Source organism: Legionella rowbothamii (assembly GCF_900639985.1).
Lineage (GTDB): Bacteria > Pseudomonadota > Gammaproteobacteria > Legionellales > Legionellaceae > Legionella > Legionella rowbothamii.
Window position 1 is genome coordinate 216,040 of sequence record NZ_CAAAIM010000004.1, and the last position, 19,416, is coordinate 235,455.

Here is a 19,416-nt window from a genome sequence, read left to right on the forward strand (position 1 = left end):
TCATTGCTTTCGAGATAATCATCGGCAGAGGTTAAATGCGTTTAGGTAAAAAATATTCCAATTGGGAATGGTTTATATTCGGTTTGTTCAAAACGTTTTAGTGGCGTATTCGGTGTTTTCTTGCGGCATATCCAAGTAGAGGTCATTGTAATTTTTTTAAGCTTCCTCTTTTTATCTCACAGCATAAGAAGTCCCTTAAAAATAACGAGTATATATAATTATTTTTAGATCGCCTGCTCTTTATTGATCTTTTTAGTCTATTTTAGGGAATTTAATGGTGAAATGGGTGTACTCCCCCAGCTTGCCCTGGCAAGCAATTGCTCCTCCCGCGGCTTTCATGAGTAATTTGCAATAGGCTAAGCCAATACCCGTGCCACCTTGCCTTTCAGAGTAAAAGGGTTCAAAAATCAGCTTAGCTTTTTCTGTAGAAATACCTTGGGCAGTATCTTTAATATGTAGGTAATTAAAATTATCCTTTTCTTGTCCTTCAGCTATACTAATTAGCACCTCACCTTTGCCTTCTTTTTCAATAAAATCAAAGCTATTGTTCAATAAGTTCCAAATAAGATTTCTAAAGGCGATTTTTTCAATCCAGATTATAAAATCACCTTCTATAAGGAGGTCGATAAGTTCATGTTGATTATTTTTAAAAGGATAATCTTCTAAAGCATGTTTTAGGAGCTCATTGATGGAGTAAAATCCAAATTTGCAGGTATCAAACTTATCATGGCGGATGTTATTTAATTGCGTGCTAATGAGTTGATTCACACTGTCAATGCCACGTTCAATTTTCGCAATGCTTTGGTTTAAATTCTGCTTCACTTCCTGATTATTAGGCAGGGCTTCCACCAGGGATTTTTGCATTTTAGCCTGTAGGTAAATACTGCATAGCGGGGTTCGCAAGTCATGCGCTAAACTTCCCGCGAGTAAGCGCATCCCCGAAATTTTAGCGTTATAAATGAGTTCTCTATCTCGGGCAAAAAGCGCCCCAATGATAATGGCTGCTGTAAAGGTTATTCCTAAACCAAAAATGGATACATCGCCGGGAACATACTTAATTATTTTATCTGTACCATAAACATAGAAAAAGTAGGCCAGACTGCTGCCTAACAGAAGCAATATTAGGGAGTCTAAGGCGTTTGTTACCAAAAACAGGAAAAAGGTCGCAGACATGCAATTCATTAACCATAAGGTTGCCCCAGCATTTAATAAGGTTAAATAAGTGAAAAAGAAAGGCAGGCAAAAGAGTAGACTGAGGTACCAAAGAAATGGGAGGGCTCTTAGAAATTTAGGAGACCAAAATCGATGGAGCGCTAATAAGGCACAAAGAGTCGTCGCGATTAATCTGAGGAAAAACTCTTTATTTACCTGAAAATTTTGCAATTTCCAGAGAATTCCAAAAAGAGGAAAGTTGATCATCATCACAATACCAAATAAGGTGATTTGATGGCTGGCCTCAATGGTTTTTTCCATCAGGTAATTGTAAACAGTAACCATTCCTTTTTTTAAAAAAAATAATATCAATTAGCCACCTCTTTGTAATGATGACTTAGCCAGTGCAAAAATTTCATCGGACAATTTTTGCCACATTTGAATTTGATGCGAATAAATAAACTCAAAGGCTTGTTTTATTTTATCACTGCAGTGTTCCCAAATTGGCTCTAACTTTCCAATAACGGAACTAAAATGTTCTACATGAGTATGAACTTTAAAAAAAATCATTCCTTGAGATGAGGTACTCATCGATAAGGCGCATTCACTAAGATAAATGTAATCGATATTATCCAGGCGTTCATAAGCGGCAAATGCAGCGATTTGAGCTTCTGTGTCATGAGCTGCTAGCCAAGCCAGGTGACCTTTGTTAAATTCTTTGGCAAAAGGCCGGTAATGGGTCTCATTGACAATTTCATCATGAATATCAACACCATATTCTTGGGCAAAATTAGCATAAAGTTGTTCATGGGAAAGCCTGTTTCCAATCCCAAACTCTTCATTAATATTTTCTAAGATAATTGATTTTGATAGAGCGTCAGCTGAAAAGTTGGCGATATACCACATGAAATTAATAAAATGTCCTCTCAAATGATAAAAAATAGCGGCAAACAAATGTTTTTGATTTTTATCCCAGGCTCTGGTTTTCTCTATATTAAAAAGAGGAATAGATGATAATTTTTTGCGATACTCCGTATCAGTCTGAGCTAAAAACTGACTGAATGTTGAAGGAAGTGTTTGCATGTTAAACTGTTTATTCAAGTTAGCCGCGCTTATGTCAAAATGAGAGTGCAATTAAAATCCCACCAGGCAATTTAAATTAAAATCAGATTGTGTGTTATTTTAACACAAAGTGCTTTAAATTGAAAATGATTAGAGAGATGAAAATAGGGGAAATCGCTTGAAGCCTTATTCCAAGCGATTATTGGGTGAAAGCTTTATAGGTAAAACCGATGCTTCATCCGTTCACAATAGTCAATAAACTGAGGTTGAGTTTTAGCATAATCTTGTAGTGGAGAGGCAATCGGTGTCTCCAGGATGTTGGCCAGAAAGGCATAAGCACTAGCATCGATACTGGTGGGCTCATTACCCAACAAAAATTCCGAGGACTTTAAGAAGGTACTTAAGACCGTTAGATCCTCAACACCTAATTGATAAATCTCTGTGGTACTATGCCTGCCAATTCCGTGTTTATAGAGATCTCCACGAATTTTTTTTTGCAGAATGATAGGAATAATTATACGCAGGGGCCATTTCAAATGGCTGAAAAAGGTATCTCGGGTAACTGGCCAATAACGCTCATCTATCCAACGGGAATACACCATGATCCAATATAAATGCTCTTCAAGTAAACGTTGTATTGCCAAAGCTTGCGCTTTTTGTTCGCTTGATATGTGACTATCTAAAGGGTCGCCATATTTTTCTTTTAGATAGCTAATGATTAAACCGCTGTCACCAAGTATTGTGCCTTCATCATTAATGGTAGGAAGTTTTTTCTTTGGTCCTTTTGTTGGGTTTACTACATAGATGGCTTCAAAAGGCAGTTTTGCCATACGCAAATAAGTTTCCAGTTTCATACAAAATGGACTAGGATTTGGCAAGGACCATTGGGGTGGAAATTGGTAGAGTTTTATCATCGCTTTTCTTTCCTTTATCAATGTAATTGTAAATGTTCATCGCCAGGCTATTCCCGTCAAGCGAAGCAACTTAGCCTCAAAAACTATCTTCGCTTGGCGGCTTAATAGGGCTCTTGCAACAGGCCAGTCTCCATTACAGCGAACGCATTATTGCCGTTAATAAACCATCTAAACTTTTATATTGGGATGTTGTAACTCGCCTTACTTCTGCTAATTGCGGATGAGCTCCCGTTAAAATAGTGCTCATTGCAGCTCCAGGCCCCAGATCAATAATGAGATCATATTGATAGGCTCCAATTAGTTCACAGACGCTATGCCATTGTAACGGTGTATATAATTCTTGATCCAGTAAGCATTTTTCTTGCTGGAAATCATATATTTTGGTTAATTCTAAAGGGCTGATAATGGGATAAGATAAACCTGACTGAGGCAGATTTTTATTCATGAACTCTAATAAGAGCCCTTTTTTATCGCTGTAATAGGGCGTATGTGAAGGCAAATGCACTTTAAGAAACTTAACGTGCGCGACTTGTTGTTGCACCTCGCTAATCAGTTGGTCGAGATCCGCTATTTTTCCACCTAATACTAAATGTTGTTCGGAATTAACAATCGCGATATAACAGCGATTGCGTGCACAGACGGTCACCACCTCAGCTAAGTCAAAATTACCGCAAATAGAAAGTAAATCATAGTTTTGATTCAGCAGAGTTGCCATCAGTTGGCTGCGATAGGTGTAGAGTTTAATGCTTTCCTCTAATGATGCATCAATACTGGTGAGAAGCGCACTGATCTCCCCCAGACTATAACCCGCTAATTCAATTTGATGCAGGTGGCAAAGTGGTTTGAGCATACTAAAAAGTGTGAGCTGGTAAACACCAATAATAAGCTGGGTAAAATTTGGATTGCTAATAGGGACATTGGGTTGTAAAAAATCGACATTGGTTAGTGATGAAAAATCGCTTAAGCGTTTCATGGCTTGATGATTTTCCTGAAAGAGGCTAAATAAGCTACTGTCTTGATAACCTTGCCCTGAAAAAACGAATAAAATCTTCATCGTGATTTCCTTGAGAATACATGGCGTAAGAAATAAATAAGTCCCAACATGTCTGCAACACCTCCAGGACTAATATTGCATTGAGAAAATAATAAATGCAGGCGAATCGCCTCGTTCATAGATTGTGCGCGATTCTCTAAGGAGATACTTTGCTTGATATGATAACGGGCGAATTGTAAGCCCTCAGGACCTGTGCGATACAGGATATTGATGTCATCCATTGCCAATAATAACTGCTGATAGGCCAGCAAGCCAAAAAACTCTTTATCATGTTGAATCTCTGATAAAGCGGAATAGGTATCAAAAACCAGTTTATAGCCATCTATTGCCATTTGTTTGGCATCTGCTACTGCATATTTATTTTTGACTAGGCTGCCGTGAGTATTAGTATTTTGGTGATGTTTCTGTAAGTAATGGGCCCATTCATCCATAATTGTAAAATGCAAATCTTGAGGATAAAACGTTTTATACTGGATGCTTAATTTACATATACTGCTGCACATGATGCCCAAGGCAAAAATTGCTCCACGGTGGGTATTAACTCCAGCGGTTATCTGATGCATGGTTTGTTCGGCCTGCAAGCCGAGTTTAACAAGTTCCAATCGTGGTGCATTTAGGGCTGCATGTTGTCCGACTTCCACGAAATAATGGCGTAAGCCAAAGAGGCTGCGAAAAAATAAAGCGCCATTCATGTCGTGATGTGCACCATTATCAACAAAACTTACTAAGCCTGGCTTGGGGTATAGGGATATTTCGTCGTAAAGCGCACGCACCGCTATTTTGGCATAATAACGGGCCATTTTATTGGGGCTAGAAACAGAGGGAGGGGTATGCTGCATAGAGTTCCTCTCTGCTTAATAAACGTACGTTATTAATGGACTTAAATAAAATGGAATCACTACTTTGCAATAACTCGGGTAGCGAGCAATCTCCCCATAGAGGAAAGCGTATTTCGCCATCAATATGAAGTACCTTACTTTTATGGGACAGTTCTTTATAGAGTCGTCCGAAGTCAGTAAGTGATTGCGCCTCATAGACAATCAGTACATCTAAATCAGAATTAGCTTGTACATAGGATTCTTGGGTAAGATACTGCCAACAATAAGAGCCATAGACTTTTATATCCGCAGGAGTCTCCAGTAGTACGGAGGGAAATACGTCCGCAAACTTAGGGAGCTCTTGGCGTTGAGCTATTTTAGATTTTGACACCTGATAGCTGAGGCGTAATTTTCGCTGTTGGTGGTTAAAGTAGGGGAGGGCGAGTTGAATTTGCCCAGATGCAATGTCTTGAGGTTGTCGGGAGCATATAAAGGGATAGCCGCGGTTCAACCAGTATTGAAATAAACGCTGTTGTTCCTCTGAATGCTCACTTGCCGCTATTGTAGTGGGATTCAAGTAACATAAGGTATGTCTGGCGTAACTCATAGGTTTTCAATCGTGTTAATTAGATCAAAGGCCATTTGGCGCCCACCATATTTTTTTCCAAGTTCTGCGCGATTATCTTCAGTAATATTATCTTCTGTTAAAGTCATTAATAGTTTTTCGGATACTTCATTTAAATGCAGTACTTCATGTAAGCCGCCCAGTTTTTTAAAGTTATCTACGCCGGGTGCAAACACAGCTGAGGTTTCACTGATTTTGCGGAGCAAATCAATGTCTAATTTAGTGACTTTAGCCATACCTTCCAACCACATGACGGCTAATTCGGTATTATGCAATGCATAAATACGGTCGGCCATCATACCAAAGGCGATGAAGCTGCCCCCGATGGCTTGATTGTAGACTAAGGCGATGAGTTTATTGCCATTTTTCCGGGCCAGGTGTAAACAGCTCAATAAATGAGAAAAATAGCCATACATGCCCAGCCACTCATCACGCACCGATAACTTTTGGCCAATGACATTAGTAAGCAAGACAATAGGATCTTGATTTTTACTTTTAACTAGCTGCAAGACCTGATTGGCCATTTCCATGGCTTCCTCTACACCAAATTCGGTATTTTCAATGGTTCCGAGTATATTAAATTGTCTGTTTTTTATTTTGCCGTTGCCAAAGATAATTTGCTGATTGACTTGGGTTTCCGCTGTATCAAAACAGTCTTCAATTAGTTGTTGAGCGGTAATTTGATCACTGGACATGATTTTTCCCCTTATTGGCTAAGGCTAAAAATTGTAAATCCGTACAATTAAAAACATCTTGCTCATCCAGTTCGGGATGATACTTTTTCAGCCATTCTCCCTCTTCAGTGCAGTGCTTGGCGGAAATGATTCGCTGTTGTAATCGTTCATGCTGGACAAGAACGGTGTCTAAATTAAGTTTTGGGTTAGAGTCGTGCAGGGCATTGTTTATGGCTTCACGTATATCGGCCATTTTATTCGAGGTATAAGCTTGTACAGCTTGCTGCAAAAAGCGGGTTCTGCCGCCATAAACGCGCCAAATTAATGCACGGTCGCTGCTGTCAAATACCTCTGCTCCTTTTACGGCTTGAATAACTTCGGCACCTGAAACGCCGATGCGGGCCCCTTGATTTACAATGAGATAATCTAAGGTACCGCTGATTATTCCCATGCCCCCATAGGCGCCATTACTACCACAAATTACGCCAATCGTTTTTATGCCAGCAGAACGTGCATCTAAAATGGAGCGAATAATTTCTGAAATTTCAATTTCGCCAACATTGGCTTCTTGTAAACGTACACCACCACTGTCAATTAGGAAGACTAGGGCCTCTAGTTTCTTTTTAATAGTGTATTTAATTAAGCCATTAATTTTGGCGCCATGAACTTCGCCAACTGCGCCACCAATAAAATCTTTTTGCTGAGCCGCGATAGCTATCGCTCTTCCGCCAATTTGCGCGGTACCAATGATGACCCCATCATCGGTTTCTACCTGCATCTTTAATTGCGGTAGCGTGGGGCTTGGTGTATCTATATCTAGAAGAAATTCGGTAAAGGTTTGAGCATCCACTAAGGAGTATATGCGGCTGCGTGCATTGGCTTCGAGGTAATTTTCTTTGGGGGCATAGCCTGATTGATAGGTTTCGATTGCTTGGCGTAAGCGCAGGGCAACAACAGGAGGCGTTGCGCCGGCATCATTCAGTGTAATGTCAAGCGCTGCGAAGGGGTACTCTTCAATATAGCGTTCAATGACCGCATCCCAGGTTGCCTTAAAGCCAGAAATCAAAGTATTGACCCGAATAATGGTTTGCATTGAGGTCACATTCGCCTTAATGATTACTTCTAAATTGCCTGAGCCTGCAACCCCAACTTTAATTACGGGAGCTGTAGTTAATTTTTTTTCCAGGTTAAATGCATATTGATACGTATCCATAATTTTCCTACCAATTCCTGAATTTATTTGGAGGGCAATAAAGCCCTTGTGATATTTCTACCAAATCATGAATGTTCTTAGCGGCAAGTAAATCACGGTCCGCGTCTTTTAAGCTGATTTTTAAATCTTCCGGGCGTTGAATTACTCCTCGATGGCGTAGTTCATCGACCATCGTTTTATTTCGTTTTAATCCCATGGGGGTGTAGCCGGCAACGCCACGAATCGCCTGTTCGCGCTCATCCAGGTTTTTACATAATAATAAATTTGCAATTCCTTCCTCAGTAACGACATGGGATATATCATCCCCATAAATCATGACCGGGGGTAAGTCTGCTTGCATCTCTTGTTGCAATTCCCAGGCATCTAGTTTTTCGACAAATGTAGGCTTTCCCGCACTTTGGAAGGTTTCAACCATCTGAATAACCAGTTTACGGCCACGCGGTATCGCTTGAGGATTATGGTTATTTTTTTCCTGCCCCGCTTTAAGCCAGGCATAAGAGGAATGGCGTCGTCCTAAGGAGTCACAGCCCATATTCGGTGCTCCTCCAAAACCGGCAATCCGGCCTTTGGTTGCGGTAGAACTATTAGCTTGGGGGTCCATTTGCAATGTGGCGCCAATAAAGACATCACAAGCATAATGTCCTGCGAGTTGACCAAAGAGACGATTAGAACGTAAAGAGCCATCACGGCCGGTAAAAAAGACATTAGGACGAGCTCGTACATATTCATTCATTCCTACCTCGCCACCCACACAAAATATAGATTCGACAAAGCCTGCTTCGATTGCAGGTATTAAGGTAGGCAATGGATTAACCATCCAATGTTTGCAAATACTTCCCTTCAACCCTAAAGATTCCGCGTAAGTGGGTAGGATTAATTCAATGGCACAGGTATTAAAGCCAACCCCATGATTTAAACGATTGACTTGATATGGCGCATAAATTCCTTTAATAACCATCATGGCCATGAGGATTTTAACTTCATCAATCAAGGCGGGATCGCGGGTAAACAGTGGCTCAATATAGGCCGGATTAGGAGCTTGCACTACGGCATCAATCCAGTCTCCTGGAATATCGATTCGGGGGAGGGTATCGACTAGCTCATTGACTTGCGCTATGACTAAACCATTCTTAAATGCGGTTGCTTCAACGATGCTTGGCGTTTCTTCAGTATTTGCTCCGGTATAGAGATTGCCTTGATGATCTGCTTTTTCTGCGGTTATCAGTGCAATATTGGGAGTTAGATCCATGGCATAACGCGCATAAAGCTCATTGTAGGTATGAATATTACCAATTTCTATTTGGTTTCGCTGAATCATAATTGCCAGGCGTGTTGCCTGGGGACCGGCAAAAGAAAAATCTATTTTTGCGGCAATTTGACGTTCAAATAGATCTAAGTGTTCTGCAAGTGTTACTGCCGATTGAATCATGTGCAGCCCATGTATTTTTTTAGGGTTCATGGTGCAGAGGCTGCGGGCAAGAAAGTCGGCTTGTTTTTGATTATCTCCTTCCACACAAACCCGGTCGTAGGGTTTTATCGCGGCTTCCAGTAAGGCAACGATATCTTTTTCTAAAACGATTTTTCCATTTAAAAATGGTTTAATATTGGCAAGCCGCTGCTCGTAATCCTGACGATCTTTATCCCAATCCATAGTGATCTCGGCAAATAGTGAATTTGATCCTTAATGAAAATAATGTAGCACAATTATTATTAAGGAGGAGATTTTTTTATAAGAGTACTTTAAGACTAAGTTTCTCCTGAAACGGGTACCGTGTCTCATTCAGGAGATTTTCTTCTTGCGTTCCGAGATAATGTGTCATTAAGAAGCCATGAATGGAACAAAAATGGGTAGATTAGGCGAACCAAGCCCAACGACATCATTCTAATACTGGTTTTCATTCATAGTCAGCGAGGAGTCCCAGTTGAAGGTTACTTGGCGGTGACACCAATAGCTCTGATCAAATAAGGTAAAGGCATAAATAGGCGCATTGGGTGGATTGGGAACGGTACCGTCAATAATTCGGTGAGGCGGAGTTATAAAGTTCAGTCCTTGATTCTGCAACAATACTTGATCAAAGGTATATAAGTATTGTGCTGATAAACCTATGGTCGCTTTACTTTGTAACATAGGCGCCTGATTGATTAATGTTAAGGTTGCAGAATACAAAGGACAAGCAACACTCGTACCTCCAAAAATACAGCCATTGTCGCAACCATTGGTGTAATATGCGATGATCCCTGTGTGAATATCTGCCAGCATGGCAATATCAGCAACAGCGCGCATCCCACCATAACTGCCCATAACTCCATAGCCTCCAGCAGTAAATCCTTGGAACGTACTGTTATTCTGCCATGCGGGGGCGCCATATAGTTGGCTGATACCATCGGTGCTTCCTGCATAAAAACCAGAAGAAGGATAAGCACTTCCCCAACGTCGATTTAGTCTAGTAAAGCGATTGTAAAAGCAAGGGTTTTGCAATTTTATCGTGGTTCAGGCTCAACGTTTTTTTCAAAGGAGTTAAACATGTAGTGCTAATTCTTGCTGCAAATGCCGTACGTGATTGGTATCAAGGCAAAGAGTTAGGTTGGTTAAAAAATAAAGGGTAAATACTAAAAATAATCATTTGCATTAGCTGCGTTGAGGTTGTTACCATGCGCATTCCCTTTATTAATTGATGGACTATTTATGAGGAATCTTGCTGGAACACTAACCAATGCAACTGGAAGTTTGGTGGATTTTTATAACCTTGGAGGATTAGCAATACAAAGGACTAAAAATTCATTGTGGGGTTTATGGACATATTACAGCTGGCGGGAGTTAGCTATTCGCGCCAGTCTTTTAACAGCTACCGTACTCTGCGCCGCAGTGGCTGCGAATACTTGTGAGGATGAGCAGTGTTCTTCGCTGTTAAGAGGTACTGGGGGCGCGGCTTTTGGTTTTTTTGTAGGGCATGCTGTTGCTATGGCGCCTACACTCAAACGACGCCTAAAACTTAAAAATGACGCTTATGAATTTCAGGATCAAACCAGAGAATTACTAGTGGCATTGAAAACAACGGATGTTGAAAACACACAGCAGATAGAGGATATTTCTGAACATATTAACCAATTCTGTACCTACCTGAAAAACCTATCTTTGCCTGTTACTAAACGAGGTGATGGGATCTTGAATTTAGTGAAAATTAAGGGAGCGTCTCGTGCCGCTTATCGGCAACTTAATGAGTTAGTCACTGTATTGGAACACAGTGAGGAGCATGAGCGTACGCAGTTGTTAGAGGAGGCCCTGCGTTTTTGGGCACAAGATCATAAGTCCTTATTCAATGAGCTAATCAATAAAAAAGAGGATGCCGCGGTGACTTATAGTAGTCCAAAAATGTAACAAAAAATGAAGCTCGTATTAGACTGTACTAATACGGGCTACGACTTCTACGCTAGCTCATCTACCCACAAGCAAGGTAAACCCTAATAGATTTTCAATAAAAATTGACCCAGTATTCTAGTGCTATTTAATCTTACTTAAATAATGAAAAATAAGTAATAACCTGAGTAAAGATAAATTTCATCAAGGAATATTATGTCTGAAAAAATAAAAGGGACCGTTAAGTGGTTCAACGAGCGTAAAGGCTTTGGATTTATTCAAAGTGAGGGTAAGGATTACTTTGTGCACTTTAGTTCTATTCAAGAAAGTGGTTTTAAAACACTGCGAGAAGGAGAGCTGGTTCTATTTAAATACGGGCATGGGCAAAAGGGACTTTGCGCTGAAGAAGTTCAAGTTGTTGTTCAGTAATATTCATAATTATGGAATAAGGGCCTAAATATACGCACTGTGCGGTGAAGTAACCCAGTAACGATTTCTGGATTACTTCGACATGGCCCTCAGTTAATGTAAGCTACTGGATTCGTGAGTGCCTAGGTTAATTCTCGTCCACATCGAATTAAATGCGACACACTTTTTACGTCAAAGTGTGTGACGCTACTGGAGCCATCAAAGTATTGATACCACGCCCACGTAGTATCTGAATTGCCTGATCCTCCACTCCATTCTGTAGATGCCCAGTAGTTACCCGATAGGCAGGATGCACCTAAGGTGCAAGAATTAATGAGCATAGAAAGATTAGTTACCACATTATCTGTTGTTATCGAGCCGCATACTGCATAGCTAGGTTCTTTGCCCAATTCACAAATAGCAGGTAGATACCAATTGGTATAACCCTCCGCAGAATACAAAGAACAATATCCTGCTGCATAAGTCTTTAAGGGAGTTGCATGGGGTGGATTGCTTTCAGGAACCATCGTCATGTATTCGTTGTAGAAAGCTAATATATTTCCTGAGTTACAGGATCCATCCGTTAAGCCATCACATTGATTAAATGCTGTGGAGGGAAGTGGGGTCAAGCTGGGATAAGTCGTGCTAAACCAGGTTAAAAAATCACTATAACTTGGCACACCAACAGTTGACGTGGATGCATCGTCTATTCCGGGGATTAAATCATAACTTGAGCTCCATGATAAACCGGGACCATTTAAATCGGTTAAAGAAATTATCTTTCCGCCAATTCCACCAACACAGGGTGATGAAGAGCATCCTTGAGTATCATCAATTGAAAACACAAAGCCAGATTGATATATACATCCGTAATTTACCACAGAAATCCCAATTTTTGTTGGGGTGGTTTGTGTCGCATTTACGGTTAAAAATGCGTTAGACGCACTTCCAATGGTACATGGATTTCCTTGCGCATCAGCACTTACAGTCGAACCAGGCGTTACCGTAATTGAACATGAATTACCAATAGCTAAAGTACCGCTACAGGTAGTTGTGTAGGTGGTCCCATTGGGCAAATTGCTTGCTTGCACGCTGATGTTATGTGCATTCATAAAGGTATTATTTGTAATATAAAACTGCCGCGAGTTCCCTGTAAAGCTGCCTTTCACTGCAAGCCCTAAATTAGATACACTGGAGGTCATGCTTGGGGTGCAAACAAAGGCATTCAAATTAAAATAAGTGTTATTGGTGTTACTCCCTTTTACTAGCACCTTCGTTAGAAATGAGACTGCGGCATTAGTGTAAAAAGAAATGGTGCAGCTGGCTTTCGGAGCTAAAAGAGTGGGGCAATTATTTGTTGCTAGGATATAGGCAGCATAATTGGGATCAGTTGCTCTTGCTTGAATATTACGCGCATGAACTAAGGAATTATTGGTAATGGTAATTGAGCCTGGTTGTGCTAAACAGTTATTATTTTGTGTTACTTGAATAGTGATGTCTTGTATAGATTTAGCACGAGTAGCAGATTTGGTCTTTTGGGGGGAGTTAATTCTGAGCTCTAAAGAGGCATTTTCTTCCGCATGGGCAGAGGAAAAAAATAAAAGAGAAATGAATCCGATGAGAACTTTTTTATTCATTAATTTATCCTTAAATTCAAACAAGTTAGCAGCGAACCAAATTTTGATGCGCTGTTCATTCTAACTTCTTAAATAAAATAAATAAATTCATCAGGTTAGTGCGTTAATGGCACGGTTATTCGTGCCCAGTTAACCAATCTTTAATTAGCTCGATCTCATCTTGTTTCATCAAGGACACAGGGTGACCGATACCGGGAATGTTTACGGTTTTTAAGCCGGGTTGTAATTGCTGCATTTGGGCTACGGTATCCTCCGATAAAACATCAGATAATCCGGCATGAAGTAATAAGACTGGACATTGAACCTTGCTCCATAATGCCCATAGAGGAATATTATTTTGGGTAGCTACAATTACATTATCAATTATTTTAGGATCATATGCTAATTGGTAGTGCTTGTTAGGGCTCTCCCATACCCCTGTTATGGCAAGCTGTTGCCATTGTTTCGGGCTTAATTGCGCAAAGCTCGAATAGGTTTTTTTAAAATATGTTTCTACTTCCTCTAGGGTTTTAAAGGAATGTTTGCTTCCTTCTTTTCCATAATCAATAATTCGCTGCAGGGCTTTGGTGTCAACTGAGGGACCTATGTCGTTAAGCACGAGTTTTTTAATCGGTGAGTTGTTCATTGCTGCCATGATCATACCGATCATTCCCCCCATCGAGGTGCCAAGGTAATCAATTTCGGTTACACCCAATTGAGCTAATAAAATAGTGATGTCTGCGATATAAGTTGGTGCAGAATAATCGTTGGCATTCGTTACTTTATCGCTTAAACCACGTCCTACCATGTCGGGACAAATAACGCGATAATGAGAGGATAGTGCTTGAGCCAACTCATCAAAATCTCGAGCGTTACGAAATAGGCCGTGAACACAGAGCAATACCTTGGGATTGTTCGGATTTCCCCATTCATAATAATTCATCTTATGAAATGATTGGCTATCTATCCCCATAACCTGATGTTTTTTCATGAACTTATCCCTCCTTGTTTCCTATGTTCTATATTATAGCCCAGTTAACTCATGGTTTTGGTCCTGCTCTGGTGGATGTCGCTCTTGCTAAATAGAAGTTGCAGCGTGATGTTGTGGTTTGTACTTGACAATTTCTGTGCGTATACCACCGTATTGCTCATTCTAATTTGGTAGTGAATTGCTGCGAAAATGGCCAATAAATGAGCATATAGGAGAATGTTAAATTGCTTGAAACACCGATGGCAATAGCCCCCCTTGCAACCTTTTATATTGCCATGTCAGAAATCATACTAACCCAACTCACCAATGGATTAAGCAAATTGCATTTAAAAATCAATTGTAGCCTGGTTGATTGCAACCGGGCTACGCCTATTACTTCACCCCAATATAAATAGTCACCTCATCAGAGCCTTTATATGCTTCAAAGTCACTAATAAAGCTACGCTGATACTCAGGGTTGCGTTCAAAATAACTCCAAATACGCTTCCAGGTTTCAACCACTGTAGCAGGCATAGGGCCTTTACCTTGAAAAACAAAATAGTCTCCCGTTTCAATAGTAACCGAATTCAATTGAGCCGGTGTGTCATCGGAGGGAATACCGACAGTAACCGTATAAAGCCCATTGGCATCAGACTCATAGTCTGAATAAACAGCTACAATAGTCGCATTTGCCGCTAAACCCTTGGAATGAACTTGTTGCCACAGATTAGGTAATTTCGCCGTTTTCTCTCCAAACTCATCGCTATTTTGAGTTCGTGTACTTAAGCCGATTACTTTAAAACTATTTACCTGTTTTAGGCTGGGTAATATAGAGGGCATTTGCATTACTCCTATTTAGTCGGTGGTTTTTCCAAAGACACAATCCGTAGTCGATTTGCATCGGGATCTTGCGCGAGAAAAGTATAACCATAGGGTACACGAGTCGGTGCATGGATTATATTTATTTCTTTAGTCTGCCAGCGAGTAAAAAACTCATCGACTTTTTTATGATCGCTCACAGTAAAGGCTAATTCGCCATTACCATTATTTTTATCGGTAGGTGGCTCCACCGTATGTTTCGCCTTCAATGCTAAACTCATTCCATTTGAAAATTTAAACTCATGGAATGTTGGTGAATGTTCCTCGGGCATTATCCCAAGTAAATCACGGTAAAAATTGCTGCTTAGAGTAAGCTTTTCAGCATACAGTACGATAACACTGGGCTCGAATATCATGTTTTCTCCTTATTAAGTGATATGAACGAACCTAGTTTATTGCTTACTACTGACAGTTCTTGTCAGTAGTAAGCAGCTACTGCTCAGGAATATTATGAGCTTCACGCCATTTTTTTAATAGTATTTGACGCCGTTTGGGATAGCGTGTTTCTAGCGGTGCTAATGTGACAATTCTATCGGTGCGAAAATGGCGAAAACCCGCTCGTAACTCGCACCAGGCAACAATAACATGGACCTCTTCAAAAAAACCAAGAGCAAGTGGCCAGAGCACACGCTGTGACTCATCACCTTTAATATCAATATAGGTCATGTGTAGTTTATATTCTTTACGAATCGCATGACGAATTAATGCTTCGATTTCGTCATTATGCTCTATTGCTGTTTTAGCCGGTCCAATGAGTAAGCCTGAAAATTCAAGTTGGTGTCGCAGATCCTCTGAAAGTACCGCGGAAATTTTAGCCAGAACATTGGTTGCCGCAAGTCTTAATTTTTTATCGGCTCTATGGGCTACCCAGCGAGAACCAAGTACTAAGGCTTCTATTTCCTCTTCAGAAAACATAAGTGGCGGCAGCATAAATCCCGGGCGTAAAACATACCCCATACCCGGTTCACCTTCGATGGAGGCTCCTTGGACTTGTAATGTAGCGATGTCTCGATAAATGGTGCGTAGACTGACTTCAAGCTCATCAGCTAGTTGTTTTCCAGTAACGGGATAGCGGTATCGCCGGAGTATTTGGATTAGATCAAAAAGTCGTTGGGTTCGAGACAAGATAGGAAACCTCTACAGCGTTTAATACTGACATATTTTGGCAGTATTAACCTAGATTTTCTATAGATTAAAATGTTTTCTATATCCTCATATCTTTCAATATGTTGCTGGGTAGTTTATTTATCGCTCAATGAGCTCTAAATATGTTAAAATGACTTTATTTCGTTTTTGGAGGATTTAATGCTGCATTCATTGGGGATTCTGTCTATTGATGAGCTGGAATTGGTTTTCCTATTTCCGGAAAAGGATAGTTGGAAAACATCTAATTCTAGCCAAACACCCGCCTGTCTTGCGGCAGAAACTTTGCTTAATTTTATTCATATGAAGCAGCAAACAGACTATCAGGTTTCTAATTCTTTAGGTTATGAAACGCAAACTCATGATCAGATAAAAGTAATAGGCCGAGTGAATGTGATTTTAGCCTTAGATCTTTTTTTAACGCAAAGTGCTCATATCTTTTATCTTCAAGATTCTCATAGAGAACACTATATTGGGATGTTGAATCGTTTTCTTGTAAAAAGTATACAGGAAGATTCTGTGACCGTATCAGAGAGGCAACTTCTTAAACCGATACTCAAGAAAATATTAGACGCAGCATCTAATGACTTGCAGGCGGAGCCTGCGTTGAGTGAGCGTAATATGACTCTTTTAGTGGACGTGCACGAAGATAATTATTTAACTCATCCTTTTTATCAATTATTAGCTCAATGTTTTGCTGCTCAAAAACAACAATTGACGGCTTATGGGCAAAATAATTTCATCCAATGGATGTTGTGGAAAAGAAACACTGATTTTGCTACGAAAATATTAGAAAAATATCAGGTAAAAGGATTAATTCCCTCCTGCTTTGTTCTCTCGGAAAAGAAACCCACAGTGGATGGCGAAGCATTGTTAAATGCAATCAAACCTGAAGCGAGTTCTTCTGCAGCATCCCCTTCAAATTAAAGATACAGCCTTGGTTACTTACAGCCAGGCTTTTTTCGCAATGATTTATGCCTGATGTAAATTTCAATGTGTTTCGTCTGATCTAAGTGATTAATTAATCCAGAAAATCCCCCAGGTATTAGCCAGCAAGTAGATGTTGCAGGAGGTAGTGATTAAGAGTAGCGGCTAGAAAAATTATGCTGTATGCGTCAAGACTAGCCTGTAATAAAAGCAGTCTTGATGCAGCAAAGCATATAGCCTCTGTTCTTTATCTTATGAGTTGTGCTAAATTTAATTTTATGCACTGATCATTTTGGTCTCAGGATGAGGAGTTATTATGAGCAAGGCTGCTGATTTTTTACTCATCGGTGGGGGATTAGCAAGTATTTTTGCTGCGAATGTTCTTCGAAGAGAGGGAGAAATCGGTAAAATTATAATTCTCTCAGCAGAAGCATTTCTCCCTTATTTTCGTATGCAAATTCCTAAAGCGTTTCTTCTAGGAAAACAACGAAAAGAGCAATTATATATATTCGATGAGAACTACTATCAAAAAAATGATATCGAAATTATTTTGAATACCAAGGTACGGACCCTTGATACCAAAAATAAACGTGTTAAAACAGCCCATGCTGAGGAGTTTCACTATAAGAAACTGCTTATTGCAACAGGATGTAGTCCTAAAAGAATTAACATTCCTGGCGCAAAATTAGCGGGGGTGCATTATCTAAGAACAATTGATGATGCTGAAGCAATTATTCAAGAGATGCAAACAGCAAAAAAGGTCATCATTTATGGTGATAGTTATATTACGATTGAGCTTGCTTCTACTTTAAGCCATAAAGGTATCAAGGTAACAGTTATTACCCCCGAGTTTGATACAGGAAATTTCAAAGTTTGTACGGAGATAGCTCATTTTCTGATGAACAATGGCGTAGAAGTTATCCTGGGTGAAAAAATTACAAAAATTGAGGGCCGTAGTCGCATTCAATCGGTAAAAACTAATTCAGGAAAAAGTGTCTCGGGTGATTTTATCATTGTAGATATGGGCTTAAAGCCCAATACAGATTTTCTTAAGGAGAGCGGGTTAGAGCTTGATGCGGATCAGAGCATTTTAGTGAATCAGTATATGCAAACCAATATACCTGATGTTTATGCGGCTGGTGATGTGGTGACATTTTATGATCCGATTTTCGAAAAATTTCGTAAAACGCGATACGGGGATACGGCAATTAAGCAAGGAAAAATTGCCGCAGCGAATATGTCAGGTGCGAGACACTACAACCGTACCGCATCCTATTTATTTTTCTATGCGTTTGGCACTGCAGTTATCATTATTGGCGACGCAAATGACGCCACAGAACTTTTAATAAGAGGTTTTCCTAAAGAGAAGAATTTCGCTAATCTTTATTTAAAAAATAACACACTTCAAGGTGCAATTTTAATTGGGCGTCCTACTACTGAAATTAAAGCTGCTGAATCTCTTATTGAAAATCACACGAATCTAAAGCCAGTTAAAGAGCAGCTGGTCGATATCTCGTTTCCGCTTGAACCTCTTGCAACTCAAACACTTATTGCGCTTCAAGGTGGGGGTGCATTTGGTGCTTTTGAATGTGGAGTAATCAAGGCAATGGAGGAGTCGGAAATTTATCCTGAAATTGTTGCGGGTATATCAATAGGCGCATTTAATGCGGCGATTATTGCAGGCAATCCCAAAAATGCGACTGCAGCATTAGAGGCGTTTTGGAATGATCTTGCATTGGACACCCCTGAAATTTTTGATGAACAGTCCAGGAGGTTTTTATCCTATTTGCAAGCCATAATGTGGGGGTCACCAAATTTTTTCCATCCCCGATGGCTCTCTCAATGTATGAATTTAAACGAGTTCGCTTCGAATTGGACTAGTTTTTATGACACAGCTCCGATAAAAAAATTGCTTTGTAAGTATGTCGATTTTAAAAAATTAAAAAAGAGTCCAGTCCGTTTACTCGTTATGGCGGTGAACGTGGAAACATCTGAATTTGAAACGTTTGATAGTTATACCGATGACCTTACACCGGATCACATTCTTGCCAGTGGAAGTTTACCCCCGGCATTTCCCTGGACAACCATTGAAGGGAAACATTATTGGGATGGAGGGATTGTTACGAACACACCCCTTGATTCCGCTCTTGAAATTTGTGGCTGGAGTAGCAAAAAGGTTTATGTAGTCGACGTGTACCCCAAAAAACGAGGGTTGCCGAAGAATATAATCGAAGTGCTTTCTCGGAAAAACGAAATTTTATTTGCTGAAAAGATGAGGAAGGATTTTCGCACCCAAGATCTAATTGGTGATTATAAAAAGCTGATTGAACTTATTTTACCTTATTGCGAACCTGAGGCGATTAATGAAATTACTGAATTACCTCTATTTATTCAAATAATGGGTGATCCTGGAGTGCTGTCTATTACCAGGATTATGCTTCAAACAGAAAAAGAAGGACTCTATTCCTGGGATTCTGATTTCTCCAGAAAAACGATTGAGGAGCTTAAAGCAAAAGGATATGCCACAGCTAAAGAAATACTTAATAAATAGCATGTTTTATCCAACCTATATCGCAATTAAGTCGAAGTGAAAAATAGAGTCT

The 19,416-nt window shown here is 40.0% G+C and carries 19 protein-coding genes; 4 read left to right on the forward strand and 15 right to left on the reverse strand.

Annotation, left to right across the window (positions count from 1 at the left end; translation table 11 throughout):
• Positions 1-252: 252 nt before the first annotated feature.
• From E1P08_RS09095 to E1P08_RS09140, 10 genes are all read right to left on the reverse strand, one after another.
• Positions 253-1,524: a sensor histidine kinase gene (locus E1P08_RS09095; protein WP_133136714.1), complete on the reverse strand. Its 1,272-nt coding sequence runs from the start codon at positions 1,522-1,524 to the stop codon at positions 253-255.
• On the reverse strand, positions 1,525-2,235 hold the full coding sequence (locus tag E1P08_RS09100; RefSeq protein WP_133136715.1) for an iron-containing redox enzyme family protein: 711 nt from the start codon (positions 2,233-2,235) through the stop codon (positions 1,525-1,527).
• A 194-nt stretch (positions 2,236-2,429) separates the two neighbouring features.
• Positions 2,430-3,128 (reverse strand): glutathione S-transferase family protein, encoded by a 699-nt coding sequence (locus E1P08_RS09105; protein WP_133136716.1) that lies wholly within the window; start codon positions 3,126-3,128, stop codon positions 2,430-2,432.
• Between the two features lie 133 nt (positions 3,129-3,261).
• Positions 3,262-4,182: an acyltransferase domain-containing protein gene (locus tag E1P08_RS09110; RefSeq protein WP_133136717.1), complete on the reverse strand. Its 921-nt coding sequence runs from the start codon at positions 4,180-4,182 to the stop codon at positions 3,262-3,264.
• On the reverse strand, positions 4,179-5,021 hold the full coding sequence (locus tag E1P08_RS09115) for a triphosphoribosyl-dephospho-CoA synthase MdcB (protein ID WP_133136718.1): 843 nt from the start codon (positions 5,019-5,021) through the stop codon (positions 4,179-4,181). The genes E1P08_RS09110 and E1P08_RS09115 overlap by 4 nt, the downstream gene beginning before the upstream one ends.
• A complete protein-coding gene (gene mdcG / locus E1P08_RS09120) occupies positions 4,993-5,607 on the reverse strand; it encodes a malonate decarboxylase holo-[acyl-carrier-protein] synthase (RefSeq protein WP_133136719.1) in 615 nt (204 codons plus the stop codon). Before mdcG ends, E1P08_RS09115 begins: the two co-directional genes overlap by 29 nt.
• A complete protein-coding gene (locus E1P08_RS09125) occupies positions 5,604-6,320 on the reverse strand; it encodes a biotin-independent malonate decarboxylase subunit gamma (protein ID WP_133136720.1) in 717 nt (238 codons plus the stop codon). Before E1P08_RS09125 ends, mdcG begins: the two co-directional genes overlap by 4 nt.
• Entirely contained in the window at positions 6,310-7,512 is a 1,203-nt protein-coding gene (mdcD, locus tag E1P08_RS09130; RefSeq protein WP_133136721.1) for a biotin-independent malonate decarboxylase subunit beta, read from the reverse strand. The genes E1P08_RS09125 and mdcD overlap by 11 nt, the downstream gene beginning before the upstream one ends.
• A 7-nt stretch (positions 7,513-7,519) precedes the next feature.
• Positions 7,520-9,163 (reverse strand): malonate decarboxylase subunit alpha, encoded by a 1,644-nt coding sequence (gene mdcA / locus E1P08_RS09135; RefSeq protein WP_133136722.1) that lies wholly within the window; start codon positions 9,161-9,163, stop codon positions 7,520-7,522.
• 231 nt (positions 9,164-9,394) lie between these two features.
• Positions 9,395-9,991 (reverse strand): S8/S53 family peptidase, encoded by a 597-nt coding sequence (locus E1P08_RS09140; RefSeq protein ID WP_133136723.1) that lies wholly within the window; start codon positions 9,989-9,991, stop codon positions 9,395-9,397.
• Between the two features lie 207 nt (positions 9,992-10,198).
• Between E1P08_RS09140 and E1P08_RS09145 the strand changes: the two genes are divergently transcribed.
• Together E1P08_RS09145 and E1P08_RS09150 are read left to right on the forward strand one after the other, a co-directional pair.
• Positions 10,199-10,891 carry a hypothetical protein gene (locus E1P08_RS09145; RefSeq protein ID WP_133136724.1) on the forward strand — a complete coding sequence of 231 codons (693 nt, stop codon included), beginning with the start codon at positions 10,199-10,201 and terminating at the stop codon, positions 10,889-10,891.
• A gap of 195 nt (positions 10,892-11,086) precedes the next feature.
• Positions 11,087-11,299, forward strand: coding sequence for a cold-shock protein (locus E1P08_RS09150; RefSeq protein WP_133136725.1), 213 nt, complete (start codon positions 11,087-11,089; stop codon positions 11,297-11,299).
• Between the two features lie 122 nt (positions 11,300-11,421).
• Here E1P08_RS09150 and E1P08_RS09155 read toward each other — a convergent pair whose 3' ends face one another.
• From E1P08_RS09155 to E1P08_RS09175, 5 genes are all read right to left on the reverse strand, one after another.
• Positions 11,422-12,915: a hypothetical protein gene (locus E1P08_RS09155; protein WP_133136726.1), complete on the reverse strand. Its 1,494-nt coding sequence runs from the start codon at positions 12,913-12,915 to the stop codon at positions 11,422-11,424.
• A 115-nt stretch (positions 12,916-13,030) separates the two neighbouring features.
• Complete coding sequence (locus E1P08_RS09160; RefSeq protein ID WP_133136727.1) at positions 13,031-13,885, reverse strand: alpha/beta fold hydrolase; 855 nt, start codon at positions 13,883-13,885, stop codon at positions 13,031-13,033.
• Between the two features lie 372 nt (positions 13,886-14,257).
• Complete coding sequence (locus E1P08_RS09165; RefSeq protein WP_165485136.1) at positions 14,258-14,704, reverse strand: GyrI-like domain-containing protein; 447 nt, start codon at positions 14,702-14,704, stop codon at positions 14,258-14,260.
• Between the two features lie 11 nt (positions 14,705-14,715).
• The gene (locus E1P08_RS09170) at positions 14,716-15,099 is read right to left on the reverse strand and encodes a VOC family protein (protein WP_133136729.1); all 384 of its coding nucleotides are present in this window, start codon (positions 15,097-15,099) and stop codon (positions 14,716-14,718) included.
• 76 nt (positions 15,100-15,175) lie between these two features.
• Positions 15,176-15,868 carry a helix-turn-helix transcriptional regulator gene (locus E1P08_RS09175; RefSeq protein WP_133136730.1) on the reverse strand — a complete coding sequence of 231 codons (693 nt, stop codon included), beginning with the start codon at positions 15,866-15,868 and terminating at the stop codon, positions 15,176-15,178.
• Between the two features lie 180 nt (positions 15,869-16,048).
• Between E1P08_RS09175 and E1P08_RS09180 the strand changes: the two genes are divergently transcribed.
• On the forward strand, positions 16,049-16,813 hold the full coding sequence (locus tag E1P08_RS09180) for a hypothetical protein (RefSeq protein WP_133136731.1): 765 nt from the start codon (positions 16,049-16,051) through the stop codon (positions 16,811-16,813).
• Positions 16,814-17,129: 316 nt separating this feature from the next.
• Positions 17,130-19,364 (forward strand): FAD-dependent oxidoreductase, encoded by a 2,235-nt coding sequence (locus tag E1P08_RS09185; protein ID WP_133136732.1) that lies wholly within the window; start codon positions 17,130-17,132, stop codon positions 19,362-19,364.
• Positions 19,365-19,416: the final 52 nt, after the last annotated feature.

What these genes read in the sequence shown, in the direction of transcription:
- E1P08_RS09100 (WP_133136715.1), bottom strand. Translation starts at nt 2,235, where the DNA reads ATGCAAACACTTCCTTCAACATTCAGTCAGTTTTTAGCTCAGACTGAT.
- E1P08_RS09105 (WP_133136716.1), bottom strand. Translation starts at nt 3,128, where the DNA reads ATGATAAAACTCTACCAATTTCCACCCCAATGGTCCTTGCCAAATCCT.
- E1P08_RS09110 (WP_133136717.1), bottom strand. Translation starts at nt 4,182, where the DNA reads ATGAAGATTTTATTCGTTTTTTCAGGGCAAGGTTATCAAGACAGTAGC.
- E1P08_RS09115 (WP_133136718.1), bottom strand. Translation starts at nt 5,021, where the DNA reads ATGCAGCATACCCCTCCCTCTGTTTCTAGCCCCAATAAAATGGCCCGT.
- mdcG (WP_133136719.1), bottom strand. Translation starts at nt 5,607, where the DNA reads ATGAGTTACGCCAGACATACCTTATGTTACTTGAATCCCACTACAATA.
- E1P08_RS09125 (WP_133136720.1), bottom strand. Translation starts at nt 6,320, where the DNA reads ATGTCCAGTGATCAAATTACCGCTCAACAACTAATTGAAGACTGTTTT.
- mdcD (WP_133136721.1), bottom strand. Translation starts at nt 7,512, where the DNA reads ATGGATACGTATCAATATGCATTTAACCTGGAAAAAAAATTAACTACA.
- mdcA (WP_133136722.1), bottom strand. Translation starts at nt 9,163, where the DNA reads ATGGATTGGGATAAAGATCGTCAGGATTACGAGCAGCGGCTTGCCAAT.
- E1P08_RS09145 (WP_133136724.1), top strand. Translation starts at nt 10,199, where the DNA reads ATGAGGAATCTTGCTGGAACACTAACCAATGCAACTGGAAGTTTGGTG.
- E1P08_RS09150 (WP_133136725.1), top strand. Translation starts at nt 11,087, where the DNA reads ATGTCTGAAAAAATAAAAGGGACCGTTAAGTGGTTCAACGAGCGTAAA.
- E1P08_RS09155 (WP_133136726.1), bottom strand. Translation starts at nt 12,915, where the DNA reads ATGAATAAAAAAGTTCTCATCGGATTCATTTCTCTTTTATTTTTTTCC.
- E1P08_RS09160 (WP_133136727.1), bottom strand. Translation starts at nt 13,885, where the DNA reads ATGAAAAAACATCAGGTTATGGGGATAGATAGCCAATCATTTCATAAG.
- E1P08_RS09165 (WP_165485136.1), bottom strand. Translation starts at nt 14,704, where the DNA reads ATGCCCTCTATATTACCCAGCCTAAAACAGGTAAATAGTTTTAAAGTA.
- E1P08_RS09170 (WP_133136729.1), bottom strand. Translation starts at nt 15,099, where the DNA reads ATGATATTCGAGCCCAGTGTTATCGTACTGTATGCTGAAAAGCTTACT.
- E1P08_RS09180 (WP_133136731.1), top strand. Translation starts at nt 16,049, where the DNA reads ATGCTGCATTCATTGGGGATTCTGTCTATTGATGAGCTGGAATTGGTT.
- E1P08_RS09185 (WP_133136732.1), top strand. Translation starts at nt 17,130, where the DNA reads ATGAGCAAGGCTGCTGATTTTTTACTCATCGGTGGGGGATTAGCAAGT.